Source organism: Vibrio azureus, from assembly GCF_002849855.1.
Taxonomy (GTDB): Bacteria; Pseudomonadota; Gammaproteobacteria; order Enterobacterales; family Vibrionaceae; genus Vibrio; species Vibrio azureus.
The window spans coordinates 2,301,973-2,315,959 of record NZ_CP018616.1; the positions used below are offsets into that span (position 1 = coordinate 2,301,973).

The 13,987-nt window shown below is 43.5% G+C and carries 12 protein-coding genes; 10 read left to right on the plus strand and 2 right to left on the minus strand.

The features are described 5' to 3' along the window. Positions 1-57: 57 nt before the first annotated feature. The 5 genes from BS333_RS10460 (at position 58) to BS333_RS10480 (ending at position 4,194) form a co-directional block, all read left to right on the plus strand. Positions 58-1,095 (plus strand): DUF3549 family protein, encoded by a 1,038-nt coding sequence (locus tag BS333_RS10460; RefSeq protein WP_021708248.1) that lies wholly within the window; start codon positions 58-60, stop codon positions 1,093-1,095. A gap of 15 nt (positions 1,096-1,110) precedes the next feature. After that, positions 1,111-1,410: a DUF3301 domain-containing protein gene (locus BS333_RS10465; RefSeq protein WP_021708247.1), complete on the plus strand. Its 300-nt coding sequence runs from the start codon at positions 1,111-1,113 to the stop codon at positions 1,408-1,410. Positions 1,411-1,561: 151 nt separating this feature from the next. Beyond that, positions 1,562-1,855 (plus strand): hypothetical protein, encoded by a 294-nt coding sequence (locus tag BS333_RS10470; RefSeq protein WP_021708246.1) that lies wholly within the window; start codon positions 1,562-1,564, stop codon positions 1,853-1,855. Continuing rightward, positions 1,852-2,295, plus strand: a complete 444-nt coding sequence (locus tag BS333_RS10475) for a YaiI/YqxD family protein (protein ID WP_021708245.1) — start codon at positions 1,852-1,854, stop codon at positions 2,293-2,295. Before BS333_RS10470 ends, BS333_RS10475 begins: the two co-directional genes overlap by 4 nt. 543 nt (positions 2,296-2,838) lie before the next feature. Beyond that, positions 2,839-4,194 carry a hypothetical protein gene (locus tag BS333_RS10480; protein ID WP_021708243.1) on the plus strand — a complete coding sequence of 452 codons (1,356 nt, stop codon included), beginning with the start codon at positions 2,839-2,841 and terminating at the stop codon, positions 4,192-4,194. A 216-nt stretch (positions 4,195-4,410) separates the two neighbouring features. Here the strand turns inward: BS333_RS10480 and BS333_RS10485 are convergent, their stop codons facing one another. Then, entirely contained in the window at positions 4,411-6,003 is a 1,593-nt protein-coding gene (locus tag BS333_RS10485) for an AbgT family transporter (protein WP_021708242.1), read from the minus strand. Positions 6,004-6,382: 379 nt separating this feature from the next. Here BS333_RS10485 and tsaA point away from each other — a divergent pair, with 379 nt between their 5' ends. The 4 genes from tsaA (at position 6,383) to BS333_RS10505 (ending at position 9,485) form a co-directional block, all read left to right on the plus strand. Then, positions 6,383-7,078: a tRNA (N6-threonylcarbamoyladenosine(37)-N6)-methyltransferase TrmO gene (tsaA, locus tag BS333_RS10490; RefSeq protein WP_021708241.1), complete on the plus strand. Its 696-nt coding sequence runs from the start codon at positions 6,383-6,385 to the stop codon at positions 7,076-7,078. 109 nt (positions 7,079-7,187) lie between these two features. Further along, positions 7,188-8,903, plus strand: coding sequence for a proline--tRNA ligase (locus BS333_RS10495; protein WP_021708240.1), 1,716 nt, complete (start codon positions 7,188-7,190; stop codon positions 8,901-8,903). Positions 8,904-9,087: 184 nt separating this feature from the next. Beyond that, positions 9,088-9,294, plus strand: coding sequence for a YaeP family protein (locus BS333_RS10500; RefSeq protein ID WP_033003205.1), 207 nt, complete (start codon positions 9,088-9,090; stop codon positions 9,292-9,294). Next, complete coding sequence (locus tag BS333_RS10505) at positions 9,294-9,485, plus strand: DUF4250 domain-containing protein (protein WP_033003203.1); 192 nt, start codon at positions 9,294-9,296, stop codon at positions 9,483-9,485. The genes BS333_RS10500 and BS333_RS10505 overlap by 1 nt, the downstream gene beginning before the upstream one ends. A gap of 90 nt (positions 9,486-9,575) precedes the next feature. Here the strand turns inward: BS333_RS10505 and BS333_RS10510 are convergent, their stop codons facing one another. After that, positions 9,576-10,940: a sodium-dependent transporter gene (locus tag BS333_RS10510; protein ID WP_033003218.1), complete on the minus strand. Its 1,365-nt coding sequence runs from the start codon at positions 10,938-10,940 to the stop codon at positions 9,576-9,578. 365 nt (positions 10,941-11,305) lie between these two features. Between BS333_RS10510 and BS333_RS10515 the strand changes: the two genes are divergently transcribed. Then, positions 11,306-13,849: an Ig-like domain-containing protein gene (locus BS333_RS10515; protein WP_021708236.1), complete on the plus strand. Its 2,544-nt coding sequence runs from the start codon at positions 11,306-11,308 to the stop codon at positions 13,847-13,849. Positions 13,850-13,987: the final 138 nt, after the last annotated feature.

Below are 13,987 nucleotides of genomic sequence, written 5' to 3' on the forward strand. Positions count from 1 at the left end.
GAATTAGCCAAGAATGATACCATTTCTTTTAAAAAGAACGTTAGGACGTCGTATTAAATGGAAAACATCCAAACTCTCACACAGTTACTCAGCAACAGCCAGTGTGAATACCAAATCTTTGATCTTGGTCGTCGCCTGAAAAACATCGACCCTGAAATATTTTCTCGTGTTGAACAAGGACAATCACCTTACCCATTCCCAATGCAACGTAAAGCACACTTAGCCATTGCTTATTGGAATGAAAAGAAGCAGCCTTGGATTTGGTTTTTAAAGTTTGAGCTTGATGAACGCGGTTTATTAAAACAAGCGGACATTGGCAATTTCATTAAATACGTTGTAGAAGCAATGGGAACACGATTGAGTGGAGAGCTATCCGAAGAGCAACAGCAAAAGCTTTCTAATAACCCATACACGTTCAAACCTTCTGAAGAAAAAATGGCGGTTTTTCATAGCCAGATCCGTGCTAATCTGAATTTACCATCCAGCCAGTACTACGAACATACTCAGCATTACTTTAGTGGTGGTTTGGGGTGGAATAACTGGCAAACGGTTGGACTGCAAGGTATCGCCGACATTGCCACTCGCCTTAATCAAGAACACAATGCAGCCATGCTCTGCAAAGCATTCAAACAGTTACCCAATGAACCTCTTTATGCCCTGCTTGGTGCGCTAGAGCATGTTACACTTCCAGCGCGCCTCGCAGAGCCAGTAATACAAAGAGCCCAGCATGAAATTGACAGTCAAGAGCCCGATCTCTTTTTACTTTCTGCCTTAACTCGCGCCCTCGCTGGTGCACCAAGCGAATTGGCATTGCCTGTCATTAACGCCATCTTAGACAGCCCTCGCTTAAGTCACCCGGAAGTACTGGTTGGCATCGCAGGTAGGACTTGGCATTTACTGGCACAAGCAAATACCGCTGAACAGTTCCTACTTCGTTTAGCACAAACAGGTAATCAAGCCTTATTTAACCAATTGTTCGCTGATTTAGTCATGCTACCAGAATTACGTATGGTGTTGCTGCCTTTACTTCATACCAGTCCATCAGAAACGTTGGCAACGGCTCTCGCCAACCTTCAACAAGCCACTAAAAAGTAAGGCAAGGAGCTTGATGTGATCGAAGATTTATTTGCGATTATTAGCTTATGTTTGTTCTGTTTTCTATTCTGGCAACAACGACGTCAATCTGAGCTAGCAAAAGCAGCAATTGCTCGCAAGTGTGAACAATTAGATCTGCAACTGATCAGCACCGCTTTCGGCGCTCATAAAATAAAAACGCCCACAGGTAAATTACGCTGGCATACCACATATCAATTTGAATTTTCATCTTTAGGCGATGATTGCTACCAAGGTGAGTTGACCATGATAGGCTTCAGGCCGGTTAATTTTAATCTTCCAGCACACCGGATGTAAGCCATACTTAAGGTTAAAATAAAGCGAGTACCCTTTGCGTAAGCTGCGCCAAGGCATTAGGTATTGAATTTTTCACACCTCACGCAAAGTTAAGAGACATACCCAAGCAACCTCAAGATGCTTGGGTATAAAGAAGTAATAAGGATTCGATATGCTAACTCAAGATGTCACCCATGAGCTAGAAACAGTGATGACACAATTACAGCAGCAAGGTAAAGAACCCACCGTTGCCTTAGTGAAAGCACGACTCAAAACGACCATTCCAATGCCAGCATTGATTACCGCAATAAAAAGTTGGAAAAACGCTCAGCGCGTGCCAAAAGTCGAAGTGGCCCAACCTAACTCAACAGAGCAGGATAGACTGGCCCAACTTGAGGCTACTGTTGCCAGCTTAATGATCAGAATTGAAAAACTTGAAGCACAACTGAACGAGAAAGCATCATGAAATTATGGGTAGACGCTGATGCGTGTCCTAAAGTCATCCGTGAAACCATTGTCCGTGCTGCAGAACGGACTGGGGTAGAGTGTACCTTTGTCGCCAACCATCTCATCCCTATTCCCAAGCGCGCAAATATTCACTCTCTTCAGGTTCCTGCTGGCTTTGATATTGCCGACAATGAGATTGTAAGACGAGTTGAAGCCAATGACTTAGTCATCACTTCAGACATTCCTTTGGCCGATGAAGTGATCGCCAAAGGCGCATTGGCTTTAAGCTCTCGCGGTGAGCTGTACACTAAAGACACCATAAAAGCTCGGCTCAATATTCGTGATTTTATGGATACGATGCGAGCGAGTGGTATTCAAACTGGCGGCCCTGCAGCCCTATCTCAAACGGAACGACGTGAGTTCGCCAATCACTTAGATCGTCTTTTAGCCAAACGTTAGCCTTAGTAAACTAGCGTTAATTAACTCGTATTAATAAAGCGACATTAATAAGCCTGCCATGACTCAGAGCGGTTGAATTACAACTAAAACTCCCGCTCTATAAACATCCCTATCACTTTTCATGTATCTCCTCTGATTTTGAAAAACTAAACTGAGTCATGCCCCGAAAAAAGCTATGGGGTTATCTTTAATGAAGAACGGTTGTCTGATGCAAGAAGTCGGCTCAATGGCACGCTCCCAAAGGGTGAGCGACTTTAACTCTCAGACTTTGTTAACGATTCTCAATGTCTTAGAATTTCAGATTCCGAAAACATATGGTGCTAATTCTATTAAGAATATACCTGAATACAGCGAAGTTTTTTGCAGAAAAAACATTGATATTTAAGTAAACTAAAAAATAAAAAACAAATAAATCATACACGTACCTCTACGGTCGAGATTTTCATTTTTTTTCTCATATTAACACTTCCCAACAAAAACAGAATTAGAAATGCTGTAAAAAATACAACTAGCCATATTTTTGGGCTAAGAGGAAAAAATATTATGAAACTCCATCGTTCATTATCAATGTATAATATAAGCACTAAAGAGCATGATATAACAAAAAATAAAAGCCACCTTACAGATATGATACAAAGTATTAAAAAAAGTGAGCATGAACCTAAATACAAACCCAAAATGGACGCAGCAAATTTTAAACCTATATGTATCAAGGTAAACAAAAATTGGGCAAATAAAGAAACACGACCTGGTAGTAAATATTCACCAGTAGTTGTAGCAAAAAATCAGGACGAACAAGTCGTTAAATCTATGGGTGTTGTAAAGGATGTTAGAGTAGATGCATGTCAAAATCTAGCTTCTAAAGGGAAAGGAAGTTCGAATTGGGTCTCGTTCAAAGGTCGCCCAAATGAAAACGATAATCTCAAATTAAATGAAGATACAATTCCAGCTATCGTTATTAGTGGAGGAAGTGCAAAGAAATTAGCTAGTGAGATGGCTAGGGATTATAAATTAAGTCTCGCATTCCACCCCAACAATATGCAAGAAAGTCCTGTATATATACTTGTTCACGAAGCAGATTACATTCCTTATAATGAAGCATTTTCTGAACTTAAGAATCAATATAAGAACTTGCATATTATAGGATGGGATGCAGGAAAGTTAACAGGATTTGGTGCAGCGCGCTCCGCAGCTGTAGCTTTTGCTGATGCATTAACATATAAACCAAAGAGATTTATGATGATGGATCAGGATCTTCTTAAAACGCAAGATACAAGACATACAAACCCTCGTGTTAATTCGGAAATACAACGAAAACATAATGCTGGAATGCCAGTAGTTGGGTATGGAGTTCCATTTCCTAACAGAGAAGGCTTTACTGGAATATTTGCTAATACAGCTAAACCTGAACATGAAAATTATAATGCCCCAACCGCTGCTTTTGTAGATATAAATGCTCCATATAGAAAACCTAATAGTGACGGGGCTTATCCTGCATGGATGGTTTCTGGTGGTGAAGATATGTACATGACAAAACATTATAAATTTATGAAGGATGATGTTAACACATCTTTATTAGATGGAAGAATAGTAAAAAAAGAACTTCAAGGAGAGTCCGATTTTCCAAATAAATATTGGAATGAAAATAGAGTTGAAACTTTAAAACTACTCTTTGAAGCTGAGAAAGATACCCTATTAAGGTTCGACAATAAGGACATAACACTAGATGAATTAATGCATGAATTTGTAAAGTCTGGTTATATTGAATCCCATCCAAGTCCTGAGTCATACTTCACTGCAAGTTCAGTTATAGAGCGTATTATTCTGAGACTTCAAAAGGAAGGTAATGATGAGAGCGGACTCATAGGTATACTAAATAAACATAACTTAACACAATAACCATTGTACGCATAAATTGGCCTTACGCCACATGAAGTGCAACACCCTACCCACTATGCAGCATAGTAGTGATTTAGGAACCTAATACTCATAAAAAGCCTGCGCTTATAAACGCAGGCTTTTTAAATGGTTGTTGCGGTGACACCTAGGTGTTTTATTTAAATAGAGACTTTATTTAAAACGCTGTCACCGAGGCGACCAATGTCTAGTCTATTTTTATCTCGCAGGATAATAGGTTGCCGCTTCTGGGCCAACAGGTAGACCAAATACAAACACCCAAAGATAAAACAGCACACTCCAACCAATAATGAAACAGATAGAGTAAGGAAGCATTGTCGCAATCAGCGTTCCTATTCCTAAGTTTTTCACATAACGAGTTGCAACAGCGAGAATCAGACCAAAATAGCTCATCATCGGTGTGATAATGTTGGTCGTAGAGTCGCCGATACGGTATGCCGCTTGAATCGTCTCTGGTGCATAACCAACAAGCATCAGCATTGGCACAAAAATCGGAGCCGTTACTGCCCACTGTGCAGAGGCAGAACCGATCATTAAGTTAATAAAACCACACATCAATATGAAGGCAAAAAACAGCGCAGGTCCGGTTAAACCAATCGTTTGTAAGAAATCAGCCCCTGCTACCGCAAATACTTGACCGAAGTTGGTCCACTTAAAGAAAGCAACAAACTGAGCAGCAAAGAAGACTAGAACAATATACATCCCCATTGAAGACATGGATTTAGACATGGCATTAATGACATCACGGTCATTTTTCATCGTGCCCACAACGCGACCGTAGACGAAGCCAGGTATAGCAAAGAACACAAAGATAAACGCCACTATACTTTTCAGAAATGGTGATCCTGAAACCGTACCCGTAGCCGAACGCAGCACACCATCAGCAGGAACAATGGTCCAAGCAATTAAAGCTGAAACAACCAAAACAGCAAGGCCTGCCGCTTTCAGACCTTTTTTCTCTTGAGCGGTAAGACCACCTAGCTTGTCTTTTGAAAGATCTTCAGACGCATCCTCTTCATTGTATTTGCCTAATTTGGGCTCAACGATCTTCTCCGTAACAAAAGCACCCGTAATCGCAATGAAGAAAGTAGAAACAAACATGAAGTACCAGTTCACTTCTGGGCCAACGGTATAAGTCGGGTCAATCATTTGTGCTGCGGTCTGAGTGATACCTGATAGCAATGGGTCAACCGTACCAATCAGTAAGTTTGCTGAGTAACCACCAGACACACCAGCAAATGCGGCGGCTAAGCCTGCAAGTGGATGACGCCCCAAGGAATGGAATAGCATGGCAGCTAATGGAATCAGCACCACATAGCCCAATTCCGATGCTGTATTAGACATGATACCGGCAAAAACGACCGTTACTGTTACCATGCGCTGTGAAGCGCCCATCACTAACCCACGCATCGCAGCCGAAAGTAAGCCTGAGTATTCAGCAATGGCCACACCAAGCATCGCAACCAATACGGTCCCTAACGGAGCAAAACCGACAAAGTTTTTCACAAGATTGGTTACGATAAGTTCCAAGCCTTGTGCATTTAAAAGGCTGACAACTTCAATCATGCCATTAGCGGCTCGACCCGGCGCTCCTTCAGGACGAGGATCCACCACGGAGACCCCAAAAAAACCAGCGATGCCAGACATGACAATAATCGCTAAACAGAAAATCGCAAAAAGTGTGATTGGGTGAGGTAAAAGGTTACCCAAATACTCAACCGCATCAAGGAAGCGTGTAAATAGCGACTTCTTCGGAGCAGGTTGTTTATTAATTGAAGCAGATGATCCCATTTGTTCCCTCCTTGGTATTTACCACTGCATAATGTAAACAAAATGTCACAAACTTTTGCAGGGTACTTGAGCCTCACACTAAATCAAAGCCACAAATGTTACAATTGATTAATCATAGGCGTTTTTTTAACCTTTAAATTGCAATTTAATAGATAAAACATCTAGATATGAATGGAAAAATAATCATTTAAACAATCAATATAAAAAATGAGCAAACCACACCAACAAGGCCGCCCTATGCAACAAATAAAACAAAACTATAGTGAGAGCCGTAAGAAAAAGAGAAAATCACAAGAGTCGTCTTAAATTAGAGCAATCCTCTGAAAGAGCATTTATTATTTGAAGTTCAACAAAAGCAAGAGTGAAAAAGAAACAAATTATGTACGCAGTAGAGCCAATAGGATGGGTTGAGAGCCCTTATAAAGAAAAGTTTGCCGTTCCTCGCCAACCTCGATTGGTGACGGCTGCACGCTCGCGTGTCAAACTCATTGGCAGAGCAAATTGTCCAGAAGCCGTACGTGGTTTGGAACAGTTTTCTCATGTATGGCTGTTGTTTTTGTTCGATCAAAATTTAGATGCTGGGTGGAAACCGACAGTGCGCCCTCCAAGATTGGGGGGCAATGAACGCATCGGGGTCTTTGCTTCTCGCTCAACCTTCAGGCCCAATGGCATTGGTATGTCTGCTGTAGAAGTCAGGGGCATCAGCAAAAAAGGCGATCAGATTTATCTTGATCTTGGGAGTGTCGATTTGGTTGACGGAACACCTATCATCGATATTAAACCTTATATCCCTTACTCAGATGCTGTTGAAGCGGCTGCGGGAGGCTATGCGGAAGAAGAACCACAAAAGACACAAGTTACTTTTTCATTATCGGCACAAACGAGGCTTGAACAACGCCAAGATGCTGAATATGTCACGGCTGTCATTGAGCAAGTTCTGGCACAAGACCCACGCCCAGCTTATAAAAAAATGACGCGTGATGACAAAGAATATGCAGTAAATTTGTTCGATCTCAACGTTAAGTTCATTGTGAGAGATAACTTAATAACAGTAACTGCAATCGAAAGCTTTTGACAAAGGCATTTGACTGATATTATAGCGGGCTAACAGTTTCCCCCCTCTGGGGCCTCATACTCCTGTCCATTCCGGCTTGAGTATTCACTTTAATAAACGGATAAATTTAATGCGTACCAGTAATTATCTTCTTTCTACTCTAAAGGAGACTCCAAACGACGCAGAAGTAGTAAGCCATCAGCTTATGCTTCGCGCGGGTATGATCCGTAAGCTGGCTTCAGGTCTTTATACCTGGCTGCCTACTGGTCTACGTGTGCTGCGTAAAGTCGAAAACATCGTTCGTCAAGAAATCGACAATGCAGGTGCAGTCGAAACTTTGATGCCCGTTGTTCAGCCGTTTGAACTATGGGAAGAGACAGGCCGTTCTGAGAAGATGGGTCCTGAGCTACTTCGCTTTACTGACCGTCATACTCGTCCGTTTGTTCTTAGCCCTACCGCTGAAGAAGTGATCACTAGCCTTGTTCGTAACGAAGTGAGCTCTTACAAACAGCTTCCGCTAAACCTGTACCAAATCCAAACTAAATTCCGTGATGAGCGTCGCCCACGTTTCGGCGTCATGCGTGCACGTGAATTCTGCATGATGGACGCATACAGTTTCGACATCGACAAAGAAGGTCTAGAGAAATCTTACCAAGCGATGCACGATGCTTACTGTAAAGCATTCGATCGCATGGGTCTTGAGTACCGTCCAGTACTTGCTGATTCTGGCGCTATCGGTGGTAGCGGCTCTCAAGAGTTCCACGTACTCGCTGAAAGCGGCGAAGACCTAATCGCATTCTCTACTGAGTCTGATTATGCAGCGAACATCGAAAAAGCAGAAGCGGCAGCGCCTGCAAGTGAGCGTGCTGAACCTACTCAAGAAATGACGCTAGTTGATACGCCAAACGCGAAAACAATCGCTGAGCTTGTTGAACAGTTCGACATGCCTATCGAGAAAACCGTTAAAACACTTTTCGTTAAAGCATCTGATGAAGTAGACGCGGACATCATCGCTCTTATCGTTCGTGGTGACCACGAACTAAACGAAGTGAAAGCAGAAAACCTACCTCAAGTTGCTTCTCCACTAGAGATGGCATCTGAAGAGGAAATGCGCGCACTTATCGGTGCTGGCGCTGGTTCTCTAGGCCCTGTTAGTCTTGAACTGCCATTCATCGTTGACCGCTCTGTTGCAGCAATGAGTGACTTCGGCGCAGGCGCAAACATCGACGGTAAACACTACTTCGGTATCAACTGGGGTCGTGACGTTGAGCTAGGCCAAGTTGAAGACCTACGTAACGTAGTAGAAGGCGATCCAAGCCCTTGTGGTCAAGGTACGCTAATGCTTAAACGTGGCATCGAAGTTGGTCACATCTTCCAACTAGGTAATGTTTATTCTCAAGCAATGAACTGTGGTGTGCTTGGTCCTGACGGTAAGAACGTCATCCTAGAGATGGGTTGTTACGGTATCGGTGTATCACGTGTTGTTGCTTCTGCCATCGAGCAGAACCACGACAAATACGGCATCATCTGGCCTGACGCACTAGCACCTTTCCAAGTGGCTATCGTTCCTATGAACATGCACAAGTCAGAAGAAGTGAAAGAAGCAGCTGAGAAGCTGTACGCTGAACTGACAGCTATGGGTATCGAAGTACTATTCGATGACCGTAAAGAGCGCCCAGGCGTAATGTTCTCTGATATGGAACTTATCGGTATTCCTCACACTATCGTGATCGGTGATCGTTCAATGAAAGAAGGTAACTTCGAGTACAAGAACCGCCGCTCTGGTGAGAAGACAGCCGTTGCAATGGCAGACATCGTTGAGCACGTTAAGGCTCAACTTCAGTAAGCTGCGCCAAGCACATAAGGCTGAATGCATAACGATGAAAAGGGTTGACTTCGGTCAGCCCTTTTTGATCGTTTGAAACCGCTCAAATCACTCGTAAGTTTGAACTCAAGCAACTCCCTACTTTGAGTTTCAAAACAGCAATGTGTATAGTTGACGTCATTTAATACTGATGAAAGGTTTAGTCATGCAAGTATACGGCTGTTGTGATTTGGTTCGTGAGCTCTACGCTCAAATCGGTAGTGGTGATCAAGCTTACATTCCCCACGCAATTTCATGTGCAGTGAAAGCACTGAACGACGTTGCGGCTGACGAGTCTCTCTCTAGAGACGTAAGAGAAAAGGCGGCCTTTGCTGCGGCAAACCTCCTGATCTCTGATTTCGAGGATAAATGATGAATCTGGCTAACTTTGAATCTATGGACCCCATCATGCTGATGAGCATCGTTAATATGAAATTACGCGATGACTTCGGTGGTGATCTGGATAAATTAGCTGCATTTTTTGATCTTGAACGTACTGCTCTTGAAGCAAAACTGGCAACAGCAGGGTTCGACTTTTTACCTGAGGCAGGCCAGTTCCGTTAATCGTTCATCGCAACGGCAACATACACAACGAATAGAAAAAGGGCTTGATGCATTCATCAAGCCCTTTCCTTTGTGTTTTGAGTCAACTTATTAGCCGAACGAAGCCCAAATGACTGTCGCGACCAGAATCGGACAAACAAACTTTACATATACTGGCCAGACTTTCCCAAACCATCCTTGAGTAAACTCAGGACAACCTTGTTCAAGCTCTTTTATTTTCGAATGACGATTCCATACCCAGCCGCCAAATAAGCAGAACAGTAACGCAGCTATAGGTTGCAGGTACTGGGTTGCGATAGTGGCAACCATGCCAAACAGAGTCCCAAAGTTAAAGACAATAACGACACTGAATAACGCAATTAAGCCACCCAATACCCAGCTTGTTGTGCTTCGCTTGGTATTGAATCGTTCACCAACTAGCGCCACCGGACATTCAAGCATCGAGATTGAAGATGTTAGGGCCGCAATCGTCAATAGTAAGAAGAACACAATGGAAAAGATTTGCCCAAGCACACCTAGGCTATCAAACATCAGTGGTAGAACGGTAAATACCAAGGTGTCTGAACTTAATAGTGAGCCATCTTCTGCATAGATTTGAACACCTTTTTGCATTGCAACGAACATCGCTGGCATCACCACTAGACCAGCAATAAAGGCAACGGCAGTATCAACCATTGTTACGTTCATCGCCATCTTCGGCAGGTTCTCTTTCTTACTCAGGTAAGAGCCATAGATAAGCATCGAACAGCCACCGATGGTCAGAGAGAAGAAACCTTGCCCCATAGCGGCTAGGATAAGCTTACGATCCCATATTTTTTCGAAATCAGGCACTAGGTAATGCTTCAAACCTTCCATGGCACCGCTTTGCGTCATGATATAAGCAAACAACAGAGCAAACAGTACAAAAAGAGCAGGCATTAGACGTGTGGACCACTTCTCTATTCCTTGCTTCACCCCACCTTGAACAATCAAAATAGTCAGGACATAAAAGCTTATTGTGCCAAATACATTACGTTCAACACTGAAACCTTTTAACCACTGTGTGGCCGCTTCCATCCCCATAAGATCAGTAATGGCACCCAACATAAAGCAAATTAGCCAACCACCAACTATCGAGTAGAAGGCTAGTACTGCACTCGGTACACTTAAGCCTATCCAGCCAACGAGACCACCAAGCTTTTTACCCGCAGCATTGTTCGTCAGAGAATGCATACTGTCGACTGGGTTAGCTTGACCATGGCGACCAATGGCCATTTCAACCACCAGCATTGGAAAAGCAACAATAAGGATTAATATTAAGTAAACCAATAAGAAGGCACCACCACCATTACTTGCGGCTTGGGTAGGAAAGCCCCAAATATTGCCCAAACCAACTGCGGCGCCTGCTGCTGCTAAAATAAATCCAAGACGCGAGCCAAAATGCTCACGAGGTTGAGAAGAAGTTTGTTGTGTCATACCACTTACACACATCAATGAACTAGTTGGCTAGTACGGTACATTAATATCAATAAAGCCGCAACTATATAGTGACTAATTCTTCATTATCGTTTTAATCCATCAAACGCTACTGCCTAGCTATCTAAATTCATTCTTTTCTTCTCAGCTATAGAGGTTAACTAGCAAATGTGACTCTAACCTAAGAAAAATCCGCAAAGATAACAATCCTCTAAGTCCCAGTGTGATGGGCGGTTCAAAACAAACAATTTCACCATAGTGACACTTTTATTAACTCCAATATTGTCCTGCTATGTGCAATTATCTTGAGCGATTTATTTGTTTGTTTGATGTTATTGAGCCTCATACTGGCTCGGGAGAGAAAAATGAAATTAACGTTCTTGCATGGTGCGATAATTGCGGCACTGAGCGCCAGTTACCAAGTCCATGCCTATCCCTGTGACACATTACCTTATTGGGATAAAGTTGAGACTTATACTTCTGGCGATAAAGTCCAAATACAGGGTAATGCTTATGAAGCAGCGCACTGGACCAAAGGCAAAAATCCTGTCGAGCATTCAGAGCAATGGGGCGAATGGAAAAACCTTGGCCAATGTGATGGCATAGGCGGAAACCTCCCACCGAGCGTTTCTTTTTCCTCTCCAACCAACAACGCCATTGTTCCTGAGGGCAGCTTAATTACGCTGCTCGTCGATGCCGATGACAAAGATGGTCAAATCACTCAAGTAGAGTTTTTGGCTGCCCAACAGTCGATTGCAGTCGTAACTAAAACCCCCTTTAGTGTTGACTGGACAGCCATCGAAGGCACCTCTCAATTAACGGCAATAGCGACAGATGACCAAGGCTCAATGACCAAAGCCCATATCGCTATTGTGGTTCAACCACAAACCGAATTACCCCCTCCGAGTATTTCCCTGACGAGCCCTACAGGCAGTGAAACACCAAAAGTAGGAGAGGCGATTTTATTAAGTGCCCAAGCCGATGACTTAGATGGCTTAGTGACACAAGTAGAATTTTTCGTTAATAACCAATCTGTTGCTATTGATACTGATGCGCCATACGAATTTCTATGGACAGCTCAAGCAGGTAATAATCAGATTAAAGCACAGGCAACCGATGACTCTCAGCTATCGACCTTTAGCCAAGAAGTCTCACTCGTCGTGGCTGAGGTAAACTCTCGTGGCTGTAGCGACGCTGTCCCCTACACCTCAGGCAATCGATATGAAGCAGGAACGTTGGTGTCGAACCTCAACCAAAAATATCGCTGCGACATCGCTGGTTGGTGTTCTTCTGATGCCGCTTGGGCTTATGAACCAGGCGTTGGTATGCATTGGCAAGACGCTTGGACTGGCCTAGGGGCATGCACAACCCCGCCCGAAGTGACCATGACTTCACCAGCAGCAGGACAAATCTTGCTGGCAGGCACAAGCATTGAACTGACTGCCGATGCTCAGGATGCCGATGGCCATATCACTCAAGTTGAGTTTTTTGCAAATAATTCAAGCCTAGGGGTCGTCTCTCAAGCCCCCTATTCGGTCACTTGGAATGCAACGCGAGTTGGTGAAAATCAACTAAAAGCCGTAGCAACAGACAATGACAATAACACATCAGAATCTTTAGTTAACGTGACGGTCAGTGACCAAGACTTAGTGGTTTCATTAACATCACCCAGTGCAGGCCAAACCGTGGGCTTAGGCAAAAATCTTGCTCTGAGCGCTGACGCAACCTCGCTGACTTCTGGTATCAAACACGTCGACTTTTTAGTCAATGGGACAATCATCGCAACCGATACAACAGCGCCATACTCAGCCAATTGGACACCCGCTGCTATTGGGAGCTTTACAGTTAGTGCTCAAGCAACCGATCTTGCTGATACAACTGCCCTCTCCGATGCTGTTTCATTGACGGTGGTTGAACAAACCGAGAAACGCCATAAACTGATCGGCTACTGGCACAATTTTGTCAATGGTGCTGGCTGCCCTATGCGATTAGCCGATATGTCAGATGCTTGGGATGTCATTGATATCGCCTTTGCAGAAAATGACCGTAATAGTGATGGCACGGTTCACTTTAATCTCTATTCTGGTGATATCTATAGTGATTGCCCAGCATTAGATCCTACGCAATTTAAGCAAGATATGGCCGCACTCCAAGCCAAAGGCAAAAAGTTTGTGTTATCTCTTGGTGGTGCAGAGGGAACCATTACCTTAAATACCGATCAAGATGAGGAAAAATTCATCTCAAGTCTGACCAATATTATTGCAGAATGGGGCTTTGATGGTTTGGATGTCGATCTAGAGAGTGGTTCAAACCTTCTGCACGGTTCTCAGATTCAAGCCCGTCTTGGCCGAGCTTTACTGAAAATTGAGCAAAACATGGGCGGTGATATGTACCTAACAATGGCACCAGAACATCCTTATGTACAAGGTGGTTATGTGGCTTACAGTGGTATTTGGGGCGCCTACATTCCTCTAATTAACGAAACACGCAGCACGCTCGATCTGCTTCACGTTCAACTTTACAACAATGGCGGACTACCCAACCCATATTTGTCTGGCTCAGCACCTGAAGGTTCTGTAGATATGATGGTTGCCCAATCAAAAATGTTAATCGAAGGGTTTGAATTGGCAGATGGCACCATGTTTGAACCATTGCGTGATGACCAAGTAGCGATAGGCTTGCCATCAGGCCCAAGCTCAGCCAACTCAGGCCAAGCTCCTATTCAAAATATTCTCGATGCGCTAGATTGTTTAACCAAAGGTACGTCATGCGGCACGGTGAAACCTGCATTTAACTATCCAAATTATGCCGGGGTTATGACATGGTCCATTAATTGGGATGAGCATGATGGGTTTAATTTTTCACAACCTGTCGGTGATAAGCTCACTCAAATGAATGCCCAAGACTAATACGAACGGTCATTGAAAGAATAATACCTAACTCTTGTAGATAACCGCGAAACAAAAAAAGAGCGCCGAATCATTGGCGCTCTTTCTTAAACTCAGTGATATCACTCTGAATCAAGCGTTTTTAAGTCACTTGGGTAG

What these genes read in the sequence shown, in the direction of transcription:
- BS333_RS10480 (WP_021708243.1), top strand. Translation starts at nt 2,839, where the DNA reads ATGAAACTCCATCGTTCATTATCAATGTATAATATAAGCACTAAAGAG.
- BS333_RS10495 (WP_021708240.1), top strand. Translation starts at nt 7,188, where the DNA reads ATGCGTACCAGTAATTATCTTCTTTCTACTCTAAAGGAGACTCCAAAC.
- BS333_RS10460 (WP_021708248.1), top strand. Translation starts at nt 58, where the DNA reads ATGGAAAACATCCAAACTCTCACACAGTTACTCAGCAACAGCCAGTGT.
- BS333_RS10515 (WP_021708236.1), top strand. Translation starts at nt 11,306, where the DNA reads ATGAAATTAACGTTCTTGCATGGTGCGATAATTGCGGCACTGAGCGCC.
- BS333_RS10500 (WP_033003205.1), top strand. Translation starts at nt 9,088, where the DNA reads ATGCAAGTATACGGCTGTTGTGATTTGGTTCGTGAGCTCTACGCTCAA.
- BS333_RS10485 (WP_021708242.1), bottom strand. Translation starts at nt 6,003, where the DNA reads ATGGGATCATCTGCTTCAATTAATAAACAACCTGCTCCGAAGAAGTCG.
- BS333_RS10475 (WP_021708245.1), top strand. Translation starts at nt 1,852, where the DNA reads ATGAAATTATGGGTAGACGCTGATGCGTGTCCTAAAGTCATCCGTGAA.
- BS333_RS10470 (WP_021708246.1), top strand. Translation starts at nt 1,562, where the DNA reads ATGCTAACTCAAGATGTCACCCATGAGCTAGAAACAGTGATGACACAA.
- BS333_RS10505 (WP_033003203.1), top strand. Translation starts at nt 9,294, where the DNA reads ATGAATCTGGCTAACTTTGAATCTATGGACCCCATCATGCTGATGAGC.
- tsaA (WP_021708241.1), top strand. Translation starts at nt 6,383, where the DNA reads ATGTACGCAGTAGAGCCAATAGGATGGGTTGAGAGCCCTTATAAAGAA.
- BS333_RS10510 (WP_033003218.1), bottom strand. Translation starts at nt 10,940, where the DNA reads ATGACACAACAAACTTCTTCTCAACCTCGTGAGCATTTTGGCTCGCGT.